Raw genomic sequence first — 20,029 nt, 5'->3', positions numbered from 1 at the left:
ATTTAATTCACATCTAAAGGGCTAAGACACAATAAAGTGCTTAGCCCTTTTATTACGGGGCTATTTGTGATAATGTATTAGGGCAAAAAAGAGGGAAGTTATAGGACAAGTAAATGTCAATAAATAAGGAAAATCTTGAATCAATAAATAAAGAATACTGGCTTAACCGTGCACCAGGTTATTCTGAGGTTAATAAGGAAGAATTAGAGGGTATTCAGCATCAGAACTGGAAGGAATATCTTTGTAAGCAGATTAGTGAAAGATATCCTGGTACGCAGCCTTCTGAAATCAGCATTTTAGATGTTGGTGCAGGTCCTGGATTTATATCCATCATTCTTGCAGAGGAAGGCTATAATGTGACAGCATTTGATTTTGCCCAGTCTATGATAGAAGAAGCAAAATTAAATGCAGCAGGCTTAGCTGATAGGATTACTTTTGTTCAGGGGGATGCAATGAAGCTTCCATTTGAGGCAGATAGATTTGATGTGGTATTTTCAAGGAATCTTACATGGAACCTGCCGCATCCTGATAAGGCTTATGACAGCTGGCTTAGAGTTCTTAAGCCGGGCGGTTTGATGCTTGTTTTTGATGCAAATTGGTACACTTATTTAATTGATGAAAACAAGAGGGCTGAATACGAAAAGGACCGCGAAAACGTCAAATTGTCTAGCCTTGGGGACTATAATATTGGGGAAAATTTTGATACAATGGAACAGATTGCTTTGGATATGCCGCTGACACATAAGTTAAGACCTGCATGGGACATGGAATATCTTAATAGCATACATGCTGGTGAGGTCAGTAGCGTTTTAGATATAGGCAGTATTTTATATTCCGAAAAGGAAAAGATTAATTACTGCTCTACACCAATGTTTTTGGTAAAAGTAGTGAAAGGGTAGTATAAATAATGGGCGAGTTACATCATATCGCATTTGAAGAAGAAGCAGGAGATATTAAAGACAAGGTTGAAAGCTATTGGACTAAAAGAGCAGATAGCTTTTTTGAGCTAAGACATGATGAAATAGAAAGTGAAAAGTCATCTAAGTGGTTAGCAGAAATAAAAGAACTTCTTCCAAAGAAAGAAAAGCTTAATATATTAGATTTAGGTTGTGGAACAGGATATTTTGAAGTACTCTTAGGTAGAGAGGGAAATACAGTTACAGGTATAGACCTTACCGAGGAAATGATTACAAAGGCAAACGAGATGATTCGTATATACGGATTAGATGAAAGTCGTGTAAAAGCAGTAGTTGGTGACGCTGAAAACACAGCTTTTAGTGACGAAAGTTTTGATGTAGTTATCACTCGTAATCTTACATGGACTTTGCCACATCCAATTGATGCATACAAGGATTGGTATCGTGTGCTTAAATGCGGCGGAGTGCTTATTAATTTTGATGCAGAATACGCAAAGGGCGCTCACAATCTTACCAGCCCGGAAAACATTGCACACAAGAATGTGTCAAAGGAATTGGCAGATGAATGTCATGACATCTATCATATGCTTACAATCAGTACCTTGGATAGACCTGAATGGGATGTTCATATATTAGAAGAAATAGGCTTTAAAAATATTATAATAGATAAAACCTTTGGGGAACGCATCTTTGTGGAACGGGATGAATTTTATATTCCAGATAAGATGTTTAGTATAAGAGCTGTTAAATAACAGCTAAGGGGTGATTATGGAGATAAAACAGCTAAAGTATTTTGTTGTTGCAGCAGATGTAGGCTCATTTAGCGAGGCTGCCAAAGTACTTTATACAACACAATCCAGTGTAAGCAAGGTTATTGCATCTTTAGAAAGCGAGCTTGGATATCAACTATTTAAAAGAGAGGGCAAGGGAATAGCTCTCACATCTGAGGGGAAACGATTTCATAATAGAGCCAGCAAGTTGGTATTGGATTTTACGTCTCTAGAAACTGATAGCATTAAGCATCAGAAAAATATGGTTAAAATCAGTGCCAACCACAGTTCATGGATGGCCAATTGTTTTTCCAAGTTTTACGAGCTTCATAAGGATGAGGATGTGTGCTATTCTTTTCATGCAGACACCACCTCTAATATTGTAAACAGAATACGTCTTATGGAGGATGAAGTTGGATTTGTCTATGTTTTCCCGGAAACAAGGCTTCAGTTTGAATATGAGCTTAAAAAATATCAGCTTACCTTTGAAAAGCTTAAATCTGTAGATGGCATGGTTTACTTTCAACCGGATGACACGGTAGGCAAGCTTGAAAAATCCGTAGATAACATTCACAACATGAAGTTCATCCAATCTGAGCAGGATGAATATTTTAGAAATGGTTTATGGCATACAGAGGATGGGGAAAATGTCACAATAAAGGATGATATTGCAGTTATCACCAATAGTGATTATGTTATGCATGCATTTTTGGAAAAGAATTCGTTAGCAAATCTAAGTGCAGATAGCTTTAATAGCTATGATACAGGTGTCAGACCAGGCCTTAGGTTGAAAAGCAATGAAGGGGAAATCCAGTTTGGAATCCTTACAAATGACAGTGTAAAAATTAGTCCAATTGTGAATGAATTTATCGACTATATTTGTGACCAACTGAGGCGTAAATAGAAACGCTTCTTTAATTCATCGCGCTAAAGTCCTATAAATACTAGGCTAATACGAAACCGAACGAAAACAAGAAAAAACAATTTTTGTGAAAAAAATGTGAAAAAAGTATTGCGTTATTCAAATAATCATGTTATAGTTTATGACGTACTAGCGAAAAGCTAATACCAAATTTTTCATAACTCAGCGACCAAGGGTAACTTTGGTCGCACTCCCCGAATTTTCAGCCAGCGTTATCCGCTGGCTTTTTTAATATTATCAAATAAGTTTTACCATTCCCACCCTATTAGTTTAAAAGTTTTTTACAAAGTCCTTCTAGTATATAAGAAAAAGGACTTAGATGACATTTGTCGTCAAAAAATAACTTATTAATTATCATTTAGGGAGGGAAAAATGGCTTTAATTTATATTGTAGAAGATGATAATGATGTTGCAGAAATTGAGCAGATAGCACTGAGAAATGCTGGATGTGAGGTGAAAATCTTTAATGATGCTAAAAGTTTTTTCAAACAGCTTTTGGAAAAACTGCCAGAGCTTGTTATAATTGATAGAAACCTGCCAGATATGAACGGTTGTGAAATTGTAAAGAAGCTTCGTTCAACTCCAGATTACAAACGCTTGCCAGTAATCTTTGTTACTGCCATGGGAACAGACATGGATATGGCTAAGGGGTTTGATGATGGAGCAGATGATTACATTACAAAACCATTTTCCGTTATGGAATTAATCTCCAGGGTAAAGGCACTTCTTAGAAGAACTAAGCCTGAAAAGGCCAAGAGAATCCAACTGGATGGTCTTTGTATGGACAATGATAAAAGGGAGGTAACCGCAAATGGCATTACACTTCCTCTTACCTATAAGGAATATGAACTTCTTCAATATCTTCTATTGAATAAAGGGATTGTTCTAAGCCGTGATAGCATAATGGAAACTATATGGGGTATAGAGTACGAGGGCGAATCCAGAACACTGGATATGCATATTAAAACCCTTAGACAAAAGCTTTTAGATTATGGTGAGCGAATCTGCACAGTAAGAAACGTGGGGTATGTGATTAAATGAGAAAACGAATCCAGCTTAGTATGTTAACTATAGCAATTATCACTATAATTGCCATGACCTTTGATGTGGAAACATTATATCTGCTAGTAAATAAAAGGCGAATGCAACAGGATTCATGGTTGGAGCTTGTGGTGTATGTAGTGGTTACCATAGGAATACTTGCACTTTGCATTATTGCTTCCAAGACCTTGACAGACAAGATAATGGGGCCTGTGAATAAAATGGCAGAGCATGTGGATGACAACACTTACATGCCAGAATATCAGGAATTAGTTCCCATTATGGATAAAATCCGAAGTCAGCATATAGATGTGCTTGCGGCAGCAAAGGCAAGGCAGGATTTTTCTGCAAGTGTATCCCATGAGCTAAAGACTCCCCTAACAGCCATATCAGGGTATGCGGAGCTTTTGGAAACAGGTATGGTTGAGCCTGATAAACAGCAACACTTCATTGAAGAAATCAAACACAACTCTGACAGGCTATTAGGCCTTATCAACGATATTATTAGCTTGTCTCAGCTTGATAGCAATCAAGCCCTTGATTTCGAAACAATTGATTTATATCAGCTTGTTCAGGAATCCCTTGACACTCTTGCTATGGTAGCAGGTAAATCTAAAATCCATCTAATATTTGATGGAGAACGCTGTAATATTTATGCAAACAAGGAATGTATAAGAGAAGTGGTTTACAATCTGGTTCAGAATGCTATTAAATACAACAATGAAAATGGCCATGTTTGGATAAATGTATACACTGAAAAGACTCCGGTTTTAGTAGTTAAGGATGATGGAATAGGTATTCCTCTTCCTGAACAGGAGAGAGTTTTTGAAAGATTTTATCGCGTTGATAAAAGCAGATCAAAGGCCACAGGCGGAACAGGTCTTGGCCTTTCGATTGTAAAACATATAGCAGATTTGCATAATGCCAAGATTATCCTGGACAGTGAGCCAGGTGTGGGTACTGAAATAAAGGTGGTTTTTTAGTACTGCTATGGGCTATAATAGTTGTAGGTTTCTGTTTTATAGTAAAACAAGAAGTCACAATTATTTAGGAGTATTAAAATGGGTGAAGTTAAAGTAATTGAAATCGGCGAAAGTGTATTTGCAGAAAATGAAGCAGCAGCCGAAGCTATCAGGACTCAAATGAAGGAGCAGGGCACATTCTTTTTAAATGTAATGTCAGGACCTGGATCGGGAAAGACAACAACACTTTCCGCTATTATTAATAGAATGAAAGACAAATACAAAATTGGTGAGATGGATGTTGATATCGAAACCAGTATTGATGCTCAGCGTGTGGCAGATGCTACAGGAGTAGAGTCTATTCAGATTCACAATATGGGGCTTTGCCATATTGATGCAGATATGACAAGCCGTGCATTGGTAGAGTACGACACTACTGATTTGGATTTGCTTATTCTTGAAAACATTGGCAATCTGGTGTGTCCGGCAGAGTTTGATGTTGGCGCCAATAAGAACCTTATGCTTTTGTCAGTTCCAGAGGGTGATGATAAGCCACTTAAATACCCTCTTATGTTTGAAATTAGTGACGTAGTACTTATCAACAAGATTGATACACTTGAATATTTTGATTTCAGCAAGGAAAAGGTTACAGAAAGAATTCTTAAGCTTAATCCAAATGCAAAGATTTTCTTTGTAAGTGGTAAGACCGGCGAAGGCTTAGATGATGTTATCGCCTGGTTAGAAGATGAAATTGCAGCAGTAAAGCTGTAATTTAACATGGAAATAAGAAGGCCACAGAGTAGGTAACAAGCTATTATAATTCACAAGCGAAGCATATTAGCTGAGCGGTGAATTCATAATGCTTGTAACCGTAACTCTGTGGCTGTTTTTTATCTAGGTGTAATAAGTGTTGTAAGGTCAACGCCAGCAGCCTGACTAGCCTGTGCAATCACGCTAGGGTCAGCGGCATTCTTGTAAAATTCGTATGCCATCTTATGGCTTCCATCAAGTCCAGTCAATCCAGAAACCATTCCCTGAGAGATATCAAATGCGTGGTCTGATTCTCTGGAAATAACAACTCCATCAACATATCTATTATTTTCAGCTGAAAGATAGGCATATACAACATCTGCAGCCTGAGCTGCTTCTCCGTTAGTACTTGAATAACCAACCTCGGAACACTTAACTGTTCTAACTGCTCCAGTTGGAGAAAGCATATCAGGAGTGCATAAGAAATCTGTTAGCACATCAAGATTTGCCATGGTTACATAAGGAGAGCTTTGGCTGTGAGAAACATTCTTTCCTGTCTGCCATGCGCCCGCAGCATAAAGAGGTGCATTGTAAGGATGAACTGCAACTCTCCAATCTACATTTCCCTGACTCTTCATAATATTATTGAATTTTGTAAGGAATTCCTTACCTGAAATATAATAGCTGGCTTCGGCACGTGCCCACTGGTGATCAATGCAGGCATATACATTGGCTGTAGCATTTTCTGATTTGATTCCGTTATACATAACTCTAAATGCATTAGAGTATTCCTGCATAAATACATCGTTAGAACCACAATTCATGTAATTCCATAACCACCATGCATTTACTTCGTTACCAATGATAAAATTATCAACCTGACCATGGCCTGTTCCGGCATAATGTCTTGCAAGAAGGCTTGCAGCTGATGCAAGTGCAGCAGCACCTTCAGATGTATGGGCGTTTAATCCATAATTGTTGTGGCCACCCCAACCATCCATAGAAAAAGGATTTACATATTGGGCTGGTGTATTTCCGTCAACAAGGATAATCATGTTTACCTGAATGCCCTGTCTATTGTATTTCATTACAGAATAATCATATCCTGCCAGGTTATTAAGCTTTGAAAGAGGAATATTAAGATTAACTTGTTTAACACCTAAATCAGCAGGCTGATTTTTATTTGCAACAGATGTAAGTAAATCTGGTAAGACGCCCTTCTTTCCAAAATCCATTCTTGCTGGAGCAAAGCTAGCGCAAGCTTCTGGATTGGTAATATACATACTGTTAGAAGCTGGTGTGAGAGCTCCGCCCTTCATTACGCATACTGTAAACTTTTTGAATAACATGGAGCTATCGGCTCCCTTATTTAAAGGAACTGAAAAAGATGCAGCAGCTGAAACCGGTATCTGGGCAACATCTGTGCCAACAGGTGCGCTTTGGCTGGCATCTGATGCAACTAGATGATACATTCCGTCATCTGATGCAACTGTTCCAGAAGAAGCAACTACAACATCGGCACCTTGAATAAGAACACCGCCAATAACTACCTGAGAAGAACCCTTAGCCTCAACGCTTGGCATAGTGCAAAATAGTGTTGCACAGAAAATCAATGTGAGAGCAAGTGTTAGACTAGCAAACTTCTTAAACACTTTCATATAAAATAACTCCTTTCAACCATACGATACATATCGGTAAGTGATATTAATATACTCCTGCTTTATTAAAAAACTGTGATAAATTTAAAATATAAATGTAAAAATAACTAATTGTGAAATTTGCACCATATAGAAAAAAGAATTTTGGTGTATAGATAGAAATATGAAATAGTTTCTTGACGTAAAATGTGGTTTAGGTTATGATTTATTCATGAGCTGGAAACGTTACCAGTAACGTTTCCAAATAATCAAAATCTTCATAATAATTTTAGGTAACAATATGACAATAAAAGATATTGCAAGAATTGCAGGAGTAAGCGTAAGCACTGTATCCCGTGTTCTAAACAATCATCCTGATGTAAGTGAACAGGCTAAGGAGAAAGTCCTTGCTGTTGTTGATAAATACAATTACATACCTAATACAAGCGCCAGAGAGCTTGGCAAGGCTTCTTCCGACAATATAGGGGTGGTGGTACGAGGAATGTCTAACCCATTCTACACTAAGATTATCACTGCCATCGGTAGCAACATTGAAAAAGCAGGCTATACCATGGATATGCAGCAGATTGGTTCATCTGATGATGAAGTAATGACTGCCGCTATGATGGAAAGGGACAAGCGCTTGCAGGGGCTTATTCTACTTGGAGGTAAGCTTGATTATACAAAGGAGCAGATGCATTGCATCAATGTACCTTACGTATGCTGTACCTTTAGCAATGAGTATGGAAATCTTGATAAGACAGACTATTCTAGCGTTTGTATCGATGATAACCAGGCTGCTTATGATGGGGTAGAGGCATTGTATAAGCAGGGCCACAGGAAAATAGCAGTGCTCTTATCTGGAACAGATGACGGCTCAGTCAGCCAGGTAAGATATGCAGGCTACGAGAGGGCACTTAATGATTTTGGCATAGCTATTGATAAGGATTTGATTATAGAGATTAACAGCTACAATATTGCAGATGCATACGATGGTACAAAAAAGTGGCTTAAGAAAAATAGAGATTTCACCGCATTGTTTGCTATTTCAGACAACATGGCTATGGGGGCTATGAAAGCGCTGAAGGAAGCAGGCAAAAAGGTGCCAGGTGATGTGGCATTAATTGCTATTGATGGAATTGAAGCATCTGAATATATGAATCCTGTTTTGTCCACACTGTGTCAGCCGATGGAAGAAATGGGATGCGAAGCAGTTAAGCTATTAGTAAATATTATAGGAGGCAAGCCTAATAAACATATTATGCTTCCTACCAGTCTTCGAGAAGGGGAAACCCTTAAATTTTAGATTTGGTTTTTACAATAGGGTGCAATAATCTTATTGTTTAAACATAAAAATTAATTTATACACAGAAGGAGAGTGTAACAATGAAGATGAAAAAAGTATTGGCGTTAGGGTTAATCGCAATGATGGCTGCAGCTACATTTGCAGGTTGCGGTTCAAAGAGCAGTGATTCAGCAAGTGCTGATGGCGCTGATGGTTCAAAGGGTCAGGTTTATTACCTTAATTTCAAGCCTGAGGCAGATGAAGCTTGGCAGGAAATTGCTAAGCAGTACACAGATGAGACTGGTGTTCCAGTAACAGTTATTACAGCAGCATCTGGTACATACGAGGAGACATTATCTTCTGAAATTATCAAGGATGAGGCTCCTACATTATTCCAGGTTAACGGTCCTGTAGGTCTTGCTAACTGGAAGGATTATTGCTACGACCTTAAGGATTCATCACTTTACAATGAGTTAACAAGTGATTCTTATGCACTTTATGATGGTGATGCAGTTGCAGGCGTTGCATACGTAATCGAATCTTATGGAATTATCGTAAATACGAAGTTACTTGAGCAGGCTGGTTATTCATTAGAAGATATCGCAAGCTTTGACGATTTAAAGAAGGTTGCTGAGGATATCACAGCAAGAAAAGATGAATTAGGATTTTCTGCATTTACATCAGCAGGTATGGATGGCTCTTCTGACTGGAGATTTAAGACACACCTTGCTAACCTTCCTATTTACTTCGAATATCAGGACAAGGGTATTGATTCTACTGATGCTATCGAAGGTAAGTATCTTGATAATTACAAAGCTATTTGGGATCTTTACATTAATAATGCTACATGTGCTCCAGCAGACCTTGCAGGTAAGACAGGAGACGATGCTGAAAACGAATTTGCTGAGGGACAGGCAGTGTTCTATCAGAATGGTTCTTGGGAGTATGCAAATCTTACAGATAAGGGCATGACAGATGATGAGCTTGCAATGATTCCTATCTATATTGGTGCTGGAGACGAGGCTAAGCAGGGTCTTTGCACAGGTACAGAGAACTACTGGTGTGTAAACTCAGAAGCATCTGAGGAAGACATCCAGGCAACAATTGATTTCCTTACATGGATGGTAACAAGCGAAGCAGGTACAAAAATGTTGTCAGAGCAGATTGGTGTAATTCCTTTCAAGAATGCTGCAGACACAACAAACCTTTTTGTTCTTAATGATAGAGACTACACAGAGAATGGTAAGACACCAGTTTCTTGGAACTTTACAACTATGCCATCAGAAGAGTGGAAGAATGGTGTAGGTAGCGCACTTACAGCTTATGCTGCAGGCACAGGTTCTTGGGATGATGTGGTGGCTGCATTTGTAGATGGTTGGGCATCTGAATATGCAGCAGCTAACAACTAAGTTTGATTGAAGTAATCTTCTTCTTTTATTCTTTCAATTATATGGAGGGCGCTGCCTAACGCCCTCCAATTTTTAGGACATTTAACTTACTTACATTCAGATAAAGGATAAAAATATGGAAAAAGCAATAAGAAAATATTGGCCTGTGTTTGTTTTACCTACATTGGCAGCCTTTAGCGTAGGCTTTATATATCCATTTGTTCAGGGATTATACCTATCATTTTGCAAGTTTACAACAATTAAAAAAGCAACATTTAATGGATTTGATAATTATGCGTATGCTTTGACAGATTCAGAGTTTTGGCACTCATTCTGGTTTACAGCGCTTTTTACTGTGGTATCCACGGTATTAATAAATGTGATAGCGTTTGCTATTGCACTGGCTCTTACAAATAAAATCAAGGGCTCTAATTTCTTTAGAACAGTATTTTTTATGCCAAACCTTATTGGCGGAATTGTTCTAGGCTATATCTGGCAAATTCTTTTGAATTGTGCCTTATCACTTCTTGAGAAGCCACTGATTGCCCTTAATGCAACCTATGGATTTATTGGTCTTACAATCCTTATGTGCTGGCAGCAGATAGGTTACATGATGATTATTTACATTGCAGGACTTCAATCTATTCCTGACGATTATATTGAGGCTGCCAAGATTGATGGAGCAACTACAGGGCAGATTCTTTTTAGAATCAAAATACCAAATGTAATGCCATCAATAACAATATGTACCTTCCTTACAATCACAAATGGGTTTAAGCTGTTTGACCAGAACTTGGCTTTGACAGGCGGTGAACCAGCCCATGCCTCAGAGATGCTGGCTCTTAATATTTATAATACCTTCTACAGTCGTACAGGTCCTCAGTGGAAGGGCTATGGTCAGGCTAAGGCAGTTATATTCTGTATTATGGTTATCATTATCTCCATGATTCAGCTTAGATTTACTAAATCAAAGGAGGTACAGCAATAATGAAAGCAAAAGAACAGATTGCAAGAGCAATTGTATTTATTGTACTTTGTGTATTGGCAATAATCTGGGTTTATCCTGTTTTTATGATTCTAATAAATTCCTTGAAGGGCGATACGTTTATTAGTACAAACAGCGTATTTCAGCTTCCAAATGCCAAGAGCTTTGTAGGATTATTAAATTATCAGAATGCTCTTTCATCAAAGGGCTTTGCAGCAGCTTTTGGCTACAGCTTAGTTATCACAGTCACATCAGATGTACTTATTCTTATTTGTACATCCATGTGTGCTTGGTATATTACACGTGTTCATGGAATACTCTCAAAAGTATGTTACGCTTTGTTTGTATTCTCCATGGTAGTTCCATTTCAGATGCTTATGTTTACACTTTCATCTACAGCTGACAGACTGGATTTGGATACACCATTTAACATCTGCGTCATTTACCTGGGATTTGGCGCAGGACTTGCAGTATTTATGTTTACAGGCTTTATGAAATCTATCCCTCTTGAAATAGAAGAGGCAGCTATGATTGATGGATGCAATCCTATTCAGACATTTTTCCAGGTTGTACTTCCTATATTAAAGCCTACACTTATTTCAGTTGCTATATTGGAAACAATGTGGCTTTGGAACGATTACTTATTGCCATATCTTGTACTTGATAGAAAAAAGTACATGACAATCCCAATCCTCATTCAGTATTTTAGAGGAAGCTATGGACACGTGGAAATGGGACCGATGATGGCATGTATTATGATGACAGTTTTACCAATTATAATCATGTATATTTGCTTGCAGAAATACATTATTAAAGGTGTTATTGCTGGAGCTGTCAAAGGATAAGGAGAAAAAAGATGGAAAGAAGTAGTGGGATATTGCTACCTATATCTTCATTGCCAAGTGCCTATGGCATAGGTACTCTTGGTAAAGCAGCATACGAATTTGCTGATTTTTTAAAGGCTGCCGGCCAGAAATACTGGCAGGTGCTGCCACTTGGACCAACTAGCTATGGTGATAGTCCATATCAGAGCTTTTCAACATTTGCAGGTAATCCATATTTTATAGATTTGGATATGCTTGTGGAAGAAGGCTTGCTTACAAAGAAGGATATCGAAAAGGAAAACTGGGGTACTAATCCTAGATATGTTGACTATGGCCAGATTTATACCAGTCGATTCAAGGTTTTGGAGAAGGCAAAAAAGAAGGGCTACAAGGATGCTTTAGGTGAGATTTCTTATTTTAAGAAGAATAACCCTTGGGTGGAAAACTACGCTTTGTTTATGGCTTTAAAGAAGCATTTTGGACAGCTTAGCTGGCAGGAGTGGCCTGAGGAAGACATTAGATTACATGAGAAAGCTGCTGTAGAAAAGTATACAAAAGAACTGTCAGAAGACATAGAGCTGTTTGAGTTTATCCAGTATCTATTCTTCAAGCAGTGGACTAAGCTGAAAAAATACATCAATGATTTGGGGATAGAGATTATTGGAGATTTACCAATCTATGTTGCTCTTGACTCATGTGATGTTTGGGCTGAGCCGCAGTTCTTTAGTCTTGATGAAGAAAACTATCCGGTAGAGGTAGCCGGAGTCCCACCAGATTATTTCAGCGAGGATGGACAGCTTTGGGGCAATCCATGTTATGACTGGAAGGCTCTTAAGAAGGATAATTATCGTTGGTGGATTCGCAGAATAGAGGGAGCAGCAAAGCTTTACGATGTTCTTAGAATAGACCACTTTAGAGGCTTTGATGAGTATTGGTCTGTTCCAGCTAAGGATACAACAGCCAAGAATGGTAAGTGGAAGAAGGGGCCAGGCATGGATTTGGTTGGTCTGCTTAATAAGAAGTTCTCAAACATTGAATTTATAGCAGAGGATTTGGGCGAGCCATCACCTACAGTTGTTAAGCTTTTAAAGGACAGCAACTGGCCAGGTATGAAGGTACTTGAATTTGCTTTTGATTCAGGTGAATCAAACAATTATCAGCCTCACACATACGATAAGAATTGTATATGCTATACCGGTACCCACGACAATGCCACAGTTATGGAATGGTATAAGGATGCTAAAAAGAAGGACAGAGATTATGCCAGCAAGTACTTAGGTATATCAAGGTCTGAAGGCTTTAATTGGGGCATGATTAGAGGTGGAATGAGCTCAGTTGCCATACTTTTTGTTGCTCAGATGCAGGATTATCTAGGGCTTGGCAAGTACAATCGAATCAATGTGCCTGGTACCCAAAGTGGTAACTGGCAGTGGCGTTTAATCAATGGAGAAATCACAGATGAGCTTGCTGAAAAAATCAAGGCTATGACAGTTATGTATGACCGTACAAAGCTTGAAAAAGGGCCAAAGCCAGCTGAAAAGACTACGAAAAAGTCATCTAAGAAAAGCAAATAGTTTTTATAATTACAATAGGACTTTTTAGAACTGTTTTAGTTTCTTTAAAGTCCTATTGTTTTTTTGATTTTCATAGGGGTTTATGGTACACTAATGCAAGATTTCTAGATTAGGAGGACATGTCATGAAAAACAGATTTTTAGCATTTGCTCTTGCTTGTGCCATGGTATTTACTGTGACAGCATGTGGAAAGTCAGATTCATCTGACAGCACTAAGAAAGACTCTAAGCAAGAGTCTACTAAAGAGCAGGCTGAGATAGAATATGATGTTAATGAATTGGTTACATTAGGGGATTATAAGGGAATCGAAGTCACATTGGATGGTGAGTATGAATATACTGACGAAGGCTTTGATAAGTATGTGGCAGACACTATTTCTGAGGCCAATATCTATGTTGAAGATAACAGCCAAAAGGAAATCAAAGAGGATTCTATCGTCAATGTAGATTATGTAGGCTCTAAGGATGATGTTGCTTTTGAAGGTGGTTCTGCAGAGGATCAGACACTTGATGTGGCAGGTAACTGTGCAGCTGGTACTACACAGGGTTATATCGAGGGCTTCACAGCAGGCCTTGTTGGACATAAGGTTGGTGAGGAAGTAGCTTACGAGGTTACATTCCCAGAGGAGTATGGCAATGCAGATTTGGCAGGCCAGACAGTTGTTTTCACCTTCCAGGTTAATTATATTGCTAAGCCTATTTCATCAGTGGATGATTTGACAGATGATATCGTATCAGAGAAGTTTAGCTATGATACAGTAGATGAATATATTGATTCTTTAAAGGAAGCATATAACAGCAAGCTTGAAAGCAATCTTAAGAGCGATACAGAAACAGCAGTTTTAAACACACTTAATAACAACTGCAAGGTTTCTAAGGTTCCAGAGGATTTACTTCAGGCAAGATTAGATTTAATCCTTGAAATGCAGGATAGACAGTATCAGGCATATGGCACAACCCTTAAGGATTATCTTACATCTATGGGATATGATTATGATGAAGAGGTTGCCAAGATAAAAGCTAATGTTGAGGAGTCTACTAAGACAGAGCTTATTTTAGAGGCTATAGCTAAGGCTGAGAACATCCAGGTGGATGACAGCGCATACAAGGAATTTGTTACTAAGATTTACACACAGATGGGCTATTCCGACGAAACAAGCTTTTATAAAGATTTTTCAGTGTCAGGCTATGGTGGAGAAAAATACTTCAAATTAGCTTATCTTACAGAGAAGGCATCAGAATTTTGTGTAGATAATGCCGTGGTAAACTACACAAGTAAAGTAGCCGAATAGGAAAAGACTTTATATTTTTCTTACTCTGTAGTATAATTTTACTAGGTTTTTCGCTCGTAGGAGCAAATATAATTAAAAGGAGATACAAAATGGAGCATATTAAGACACTTAATACTAAGAGATTACAGAATACAGTAAAGGAAGGCGGATGTGGCGAGTGCCAGACATCATGCCAGTCAGCTTGCAAGACATCTTGCACAGTTGGTAACCAGAGCTGTGAGCACAAGAACTAATCTTGTAACAATTATTATTATTTAACCACAAGACCGGTCTCCCTTTCTAGGGTGAACGGTCTATTGTGCGTTTATGAAAGGACTTATTTTTAGTGATACACCAGTTTAAGAACAACGGATATAACGTTGTTATAGATATTAACAGCGGCGCTATTCACGTAGTAGACGATATTACATACGATTACCTTGCACTCTGGCAGGAGCAGGGAGAGGAAGCAGCTACCGCTACCATTAAAGAGAACCACAAAGAGGTTTCGTCAGAAGAAATCGATAAGATTTCTTCAGAGATTAATCAGTTAATTGAGGATGGTTCGTTATTTACAGAGGATAACTATGAGCCTCGCATTGTAGATTTCACAGCACGCCCTACAGTTGTTAAGGCACTGTGCTTACATATAACACATGATTGTAACTTGGCCTGCAAGTACTGCTTTGCTGAGGAAGGCGAATACCATACAGGTAAACGTGAGCTTATGAGTTACGAGGTGGGTAAGCAGGCACTTGATTTCCTAGTTGCTAATTCAGGTAGCAGACGCAACCTTGAGGTTGATTTCTTTGGTGGCGAGCCACTTATGAATTGGCAGGTAGTTAAGGATTTAGTGGCATACGGACGTTCACTTGAAAAGGAACATGACAAAAACTTCCGTTTCACACTTACCACTAACGGCGTACTTCTTAACGACGAGGTTAAGGAATTTGTTAATAAAGAAATGGGTAACGTAGTTCTTAGCTGCGATGGTCGTAAGGAAATACATGACCTTATGCGTCCATTCAGAAAGGGCGCACCTAGCTACGATATCGTAATGCCTAAGTTCAAGGACTTGGCAGAATCACGAAATCAGGATAAATATTACATCAGAGGTACTTTCACTAGAAATAATCTTGATTTTTCAAAGGATGTTTTACATCTTGCAGATGAGGGCTTTAAGCAGATATCTGTTGAGCCTGTAGTTGCTCAGGAAACAGATGATTATGCCCTTAGGGAAGAAGATTTACCAAAGCTTTTTGAAGAGTATGATAATCTTGCAGCAGAGATGATGAGACGCCAGGGCACAGATGAAGATTTCAATTTCTTCCACTTCATGATTGATTTAGAGGGTGGTCCTTGTGTTTACAAGAGATTGTCAGGCTGCGGTTCAGGAACAGAATATTTGGCAGTTACACCTACTGGTGAGCTTTATCCTTGCCATCAGTTTGTTGGTAACACTGATTTCTTGCTTGGCGATGTTTGGAATGGGGTACAGAAAACAGACATCGTTAACGAATTTAAGCATTGTAATGTATATGCTAAGGAAGAATGCAAAAATTGCTTTGCAAGATTCTATTGCAGCGGCGGCTGCGCAGCAAATGCATATAATTTTACTGGAAGCATATTAGGCAACTATCATGTCGGTTGTGAACTTCAGAAAAAGCGTATTGAATGTGCTATCGCACTAAAGGTTCATAAGGCATACTTAGAGGGCTAAGCTTTCACAAAATATAGAATAGGAGAATAAAAATGAAACGTTTAAAAAAGGGACAGGGTATTGCCTGGCTTGTAGCTTTCGTATTAATCCTTGGATTATTAGGATATTACGCAGCTATAGTTATCACAGGCACAATTAAGGAAAATAACAACAGCTTAAAGCTTGGTTTGGATTTGGATGGCGGTGTTTCCATTACATATGAAGCTGTTGGTAAGACTCCTACTGATGAGCAGATGCAGGATACAATCCTTAAGCTTCAGCAGCGTATCGAAAATGATTTGGGCGAAGAAAGCTCAACAACAGAAGCAAATGTATATCGCGTAGGCGATAAGCGTATCACAGTTGAAATTCCTGGTGTTACAGATGCCAATGCACTTCTTGAAGAGCTTGGTACTCCAGGTACACTTTACTTCATTGCTCAGAAGGATAGTGAAGGAAATGAGAACTATTCATACGGCACAGATGAAAGTGGTGCTCCAGGATATGTTCTTAACTACGATATCCAGACACTTATTGATAATGGTTCTGTTATCGCAACAGGTAAGAATGTTAAGAGCTCACAGGCTGGTTCACAGTCAAATCAGACAACTAACGCTACAGAGTATGTAGTTCAGCTTACATTCGATGATGAAGGAACTAAGGCTTTCGCAGATGCTACTACAGCAGCAGTTGCTTCAGGCGAGACAATCGCAATCTATTATGATGGACAGTTTGTTTCAGTACCAAGGGTTAACTCAGCTATCACAAATGGTAACTGTGTAATCGAAGGAATGGAAGATTTTGATGCGGCTGAAAAGCTTGCTTCATATATCCGTATCGGTGGACTTGATATCGAGCTTAAAGAGCTTGAATCTCAGGTAGTAGGTGCTCAGCTTGGTTCTGATGCCCTTCGTACATCACTTATTGCAGCAGGTGTTGGTCTTGTAATTGTAATGGTATTTTTAATTGCAATGTATCTTGTTCCAGGTGTTGTAGCTTCACTTGCACTTGCTCTTTACACAGCAATGCTTGTTGGTATTCTAAAGGCATTTGATATTACACTTACACTTCCTGGTATTGCAGGTATGATTCTTTCAATCGGTATGGCGGTTGATGCAAATGTTATTTGTTTCGCTCGTATCCGTGAGGAGATTAAGGCTGGTCGTCCAGTTATTTCAGCAATTGAGACAGGTTTCTCAAAGGCACTTTCAGCTATCTTAGATGGTAATATCACAACACTTATTGCAGCAGCAGTTTTAGGAGTACTTGGTTCAGGTACAGTTAAGGGCTTTGCTATTACACTTGCTCTTGGTGTTATCTTATCAATGTTTACAGCACTTGTTATTACTCGTATTCTTATTAATTCATTCTATGCAATTGGTGTTCGTTCAGCAAAGGCATACGGTAAGGCTAAGGAGCCTACTAAGTTTGATTTTGTTTCAAAGAAGGCTATCTTTATTACAATTTCAGTTGTAATTATTGCAGCTGGCTTTATCACAATGGGTGTATTCAAGGCTAAGGAAGGTGCAGGACTTAACTACTCACTTGAGTTCTTAGGTGGTACATCTACAACAGTTGATTTTGACAAGGCATATTCACTTTCAGAATTAGATGCTGAGGTTGTTCCAGAAATCGCTGATACACTTGGAGTAAGCGAAGGCAGCATCCAGACAACAACAGTTGATGGAAGCAACCAGGCAATCTTTAAGACACGTACTCTTACACTTGATGAGAGAAGCAAGCTTAACGAAATGCTTGAAAGCAAGTTTAAGGTTACAGAGGAATCTATTACATCACAGAGTATTGGTTCTACAATCTCAGGTGAGATGCGTAGCCAGTCATTTATCGCAGTTATAGTTGCAGTACTTTGCATGCTTGTTTACATTTGGTTCAGATTTAAGGATCTTAGATTTGCATCATCAGCAATTATTGCACTTATTCACGATGTACTTGTAGTACTTGCACTTTATGCATTCGCTCGTATTTCTGTAGGTTCTGCATTTATCGCATGTATGCTTACAGTTATCGGTTACTCTGTTAACGATACAATCGTTGTATTTGACCGTATCAGAGAAAACCACAAGGCAATCAGAACAGAGAATGCTGAAAACCTTGCTGAGCTTTGCAACAGCTCATTAGCACAGACATTATCACGTAGTATTTCTACATCAATTACTACAGCAATTATGGTACTTATGCTTCTTATCCTTGGTGTTTCATCAATCAGAGAATTTGCATTGCCACTTCTTGCTGGTGTAATTGCTGGTACATATTCATCTATCTTCATTGCAACACAGCTTTGGTACATCTTTAAGCTCAAGTTTGCAGGGAAGAACTAAGTTTAGATTGGAGATTTAACAAACATGATTGACATTAAGTTTTTACGTGAGAACCCAGATGCAGTAAAAGAAAATATTAAGAAGAAGTTTCAGGAGCACAAGCTTGGCCTCGTTGACGAGGTCATCCAGCTTGATGACAAGAGAAGAGCTACTCAGCAGCAGGCTGATGATATGCGTTCAGAAATGAACAAGGCATCTAAGCAGATTGGTGCTCTTATGGCTCAGGGTAAAAAGGAAGAAGCTGAGGCAGCTAAGAAAGAGGTTGCTGAGCTTAAGCAAAAGATTAAGGATTTAGAGCCAGTTGAGAAGGAGCTTGCTGATAAGGTAGAGGAAATCATGATGAAGATTCCTAACATTATCGATCCATCAGTTCCAATTGGTCCAGATGATTCTTGCAACGTAGAAATCGAAAAGTTTGGTGAGCCAGTGGTTCCTGATTTCGAGATTCCATATCACACAGATATCATGGAGCGTTTCAATGGTATTGATATGGATGCAGCTGGTAAGGTTGCAGGTAACGGTTTCTATTACTTAATGGGTGATATTGCTCGTCTTCACAGTGCAGTTATTTCATACGCACGTGATTTCATGATTGACAGAGGATTTACATATTGCGTGCCTCCTTTCATGATTCGTTCAAACGTAGTTACTGGTGTTATGTCATTTGAAGAAATGGATGCCATGATGTACAAAATTGAAGGTGAAGATCTTTACCTTATCGGTACATCAGAGCACTCTATGATTGGTAAGTTCATCGATACACTTAACGATGAAGCAAACCTTCCATACACACTTACAAGCTACAGCCCATGCTTTAGAAAAGAAAAGGGTGCACACGGTATTGAAGAGCGTGGCGTTTACCGTATCCACCAGTTCGAAAAGCAGGAAATGATTGTAGTTTGCAAGCCAGAGGATTCAAAGAAGTACTATGATATTCTTTGGAATAACACAGTAGATTTATTCCGCAGCTTAGACATCCCTGTACGTACACTTGAGTGCTGCTCAGGAGACCTTGCAGACCTTAAGGTTAAGTCATGTGACGTTGAAGCATGGTCACCACGCCAGCAGAAATACTTCGAGGTTGGTAGCTGTTCAAACCTTGGTGATGCTCAGGCTCGTCGTCTTAAAATCCGTGTTAAGGCTGAGGACGGCACTAAGTACTTCGCACACACACTTAACAACACAGTTGTTGCTCCACCACGTATGCTCATCGCATTCTTGGAGAACAACCTCCGTGCAGACGGCTCTGTAGCCATCCCTAAGGCTCTCCAGCCTTACATGGGCGGCAAGACCGAACTCGTACCTAGCAAGTAATTCGTAGAATAAATGACGCGGCATCCTAGTTTTTCATGCTCCCGGAGGGCACCCTCCATATCTTCGCATGGGTCCTCCCCGCCGGCGTGGGTCCTCACCATGCTTGATATGGCACTCCCCTCCTCGCGCTTGCCAAGACTGTGATGCCGCTGTATTATATATAAGTTGGTACATACCGACTTTAAGTGAGCTGGTAGCTAACAAGTGGCTCTCAGCGTAGGTGAGCGCGAGGAAGAGGACCCCATGCCTTGCAACAGAGGGGACCCACGCCGGCGGGATATGGCGTGCATTTTCCGAGTGAAGCGAAGGAAAATGTATGCCTAGTAAGCGGAGCTTACATTTTCGAGTTTCT

At 39.2% G+C, this 20,029-nt stretch carries 17 protein-coding genes; 16 read left to right on the top strand and 1 reads right to left on the bottom strand.

Annotated features, from left to right (window positions below):
* Positions 1-113 precede the first annotated feature (113 nt).
* The 6 genes from IJ535_RS05085 to hypB all read left to right on the top strand — a co-directional run bounded on the left by IJ535_RS05085 (position 114) and on the right by hypB (position 5,383).
* On the top strand, positions 114-899 hold the full coding sequence (locus tag IJ535_RS05085; RefSeq protein ID WP_294299640.1) for a class I SAM-dependent methyltransferase: 786 nt from the start codon (positions 114-116) through the stop codon (positions 897-899).
* An 8-nt stretch (positions 900-907) separates the two neighbouring features.
* Positions 908-1,669, top strand: a complete 762-nt coding sequence (locus IJ535_RS05080; protein ID WP_294299636.1) for a class I SAM-dependent methyltransferase — start codon at positions 908-910, stop codon at positions 1,667-1,669.
* A gap of 16 nt (positions 1,670-1,685) precedes the next feature.
* On the top strand, positions 1,686-2,591 hold the full coding sequence (locus IJ535_RS05075; RefSeq protein WP_294299633.1) for a LysR family transcriptional regulator: 906 nt from the start codon (positions 1,686-1,688) through the stop codon (positions 2,589-2,591).
* A 390-nt stretch (positions 2,592-2,981) separates the two neighbouring features.
* Positions 2,982-3,650 (top strand): response regulator transcription factor, encoded by a 669-nt coding sequence (locus tag IJ535_RS05070; RefSeq protein ID WP_294299627.1) that lies wholly within the window; start codon positions 2,982-2,984, stop codon positions 3,648-3,650.
* Positions 3,651-3,670: 20 nt separating this feature from the next.
* A complete protein-coding gene (locus IJ535_RS05065) occupies positions 3,671-4,633 on the top strand; it encodes a sensor histidine kinase (protein WP_294299626.1) in 963 nt (320 codons plus the stop codon).
* Between the two features lie 78 nt (positions 4,634-4,711).
* A complete protein-coding gene (hypB, locus tag IJ535_RS05060) occupies positions 4,712-5,383 on the top strand; it encodes a hydrogenase nickel incorporation protein HypB (RefSeq protein ID WP_294299623.1) in 672 nt (223 codons plus the stop codon).
* A 119-nt stretch (positions 5,384-5,502) separates the two neighbouring features.
* Here the strand turns inward: hypB and IJ535_RS05055 are convergent, their stop codons facing one another.
* Complete coding sequence (locus IJ535_RS05055) at positions 5,503-7,020, bottom strand: DUF5722 domain-containing protein (RefSeq protein ID WP_294299621.1); 1,518 nt, start codon at positions 7,018-7,020, stop codon at positions 5,503-5,505.
* A gap of 280 nt (positions 7,021-7,300) precedes the next feature.
* On the opposite strand from IJ535_RS05055, the gene IJ535_RS05050 reads away from it, so the two are divergent.
* From IJ535_RS05050 to serS, 10 genes are all read left to right on the top strand, one after another.
* Positions 7,301-8,305 carry a LacI family DNA-binding transcriptional regulator gene (locus IJ535_RS05050; RefSeq protein ID WP_294299618.1) on the top strand — a complete coding sequence of 335 codons (1,005 nt, stop codon included), beginning with the start codon at positions 7,301-7,303 and terminating at the stop codon, positions 8,303-8,305.
* A gap of 80 nt (positions 8,306-8,385) precedes the next feature.
* On the top strand, positions 8,386-9,693 hold the full coding sequence (locus IJ535_RS05045; RefSeq protein WP_294299616.1) for an ABC transporter substrate-binding protein: 1,308 nt from the start codon (positions 8,386-8,388) through the stop codon (positions 9,691-9,693).
* A gap of 115 nt (positions 9,694-9,808) precedes the next feature.
* Positions 9,809-10,660: a carbohydrate ABC transporter permease gene (locus IJ535_RS05040; protein WP_294299614.1), complete on the top strand. Its 852-nt coding sequence runs from the start codon at positions 9,809-9,811 to the stop codon at positions 10,658-10,660.
* On the top strand, positions 10,660-11,502 hold the full coding sequence (locus tag IJ535_RS05035) for a carbohydrate ABC transporter permease (protein ID WP_294299612.1): 843 nt from the start codon (positions 10,660-10,662) through the stop codon (positions 11,500-11,502). Before IJ535_RS05040 ends, IJ535_RS05035 begins: the two co-directional genes overlap by 1 nt.
* Before the next feature lie 11 nt (positions 11,503-11,513).
* Positions 11,514-13,055, top strand: a complete 1,542-nt coding sequence (gene malQ / locus IJ535_RS05030) for a 4-alpha-glucanotransferase (protein WP_294299610.1) — start codon at positions 11,514-11,516, stop codon at positions 13,053-13,055.
* A 124-nt stretch (positions 13,056-13,179) separates the two neighbouring features.
* Complete coding sequence (locus IJ535_RS05025; protein WP_294299609.1) at positions 13,180-14,346, top strand: FKBP-type peptidyl-prolyl cis-trans isomerase; 1,167 nt, start codon at positions 13,180-13,182, stop codon at positions 14,344-14,346.
* Positions 14,347-14,435: 89 nt separating this feature from the next.
* Positions 14,436-14,579, top strand: coding sequence for a six-cysteine ranthipeptide SCIFF (gene scfA, locus IJ535_RS05020; RefSeq protein ID WP_033151787.1), 144 nt, complete (start codon positions 14,436-14,438; stop codon positions 14,577-14,579).
* A gap of 92 nt (positions 14,580-14,671) precedes the next feature.
* A complete protein-coding gene (gene scfB / locus IJ535_RS05015) occupies positions 14,672-16,045 on the top strand; it encodes a thioether cross-link-forming SCIFF peptide maturase (RefSeq protein WP_294299607.1) in 1,374 nt (457 codons plus the stop codon).
* Positions 16,046-16,077: 32 nt separating this feature from the next.
* Positions 16,078-18,363 (top strand): protein translocase subunit SecD, encoded by a 2,286-nt coding sequence (gene secD, locus IJ535_RS05010; protein WP_294299605.1) that lies wholly within the window; start codon positions 16,078-16,080, stop codon positions 18,361-18,363.
* 24 nt (positions 18,364-18,387) lie between these two features.
* The gene (serS, locus tag IJ535_RS05005) at positions 18,388-19,677 is read left to right on the top strand and encodes a serine--tRNA ligase (RefSeq protein ID WP_294299604.1); all 1,290 of its coding nucleotides are present in this window, start codon (positions 18,388-18,390) and stop codon (positions 19,675-19,677) included.
* Positions 19,678-20,029 lie beyond the last annotated feature (352 nt).

Source organism: Pseudobutyrivibrio sp., assembly GCF_017471675.1.
Classification (GTDB): domain Bacteria; phylum Bacillota; class Clostridia; order Lachnospirales; family Lachnospiraceae; genus Pseudobutyrivibrio.
Note: the sequence above shows the minus strand (reverse complement) of the source record. Positions and strands in the feature narration are given on the sequence as shown.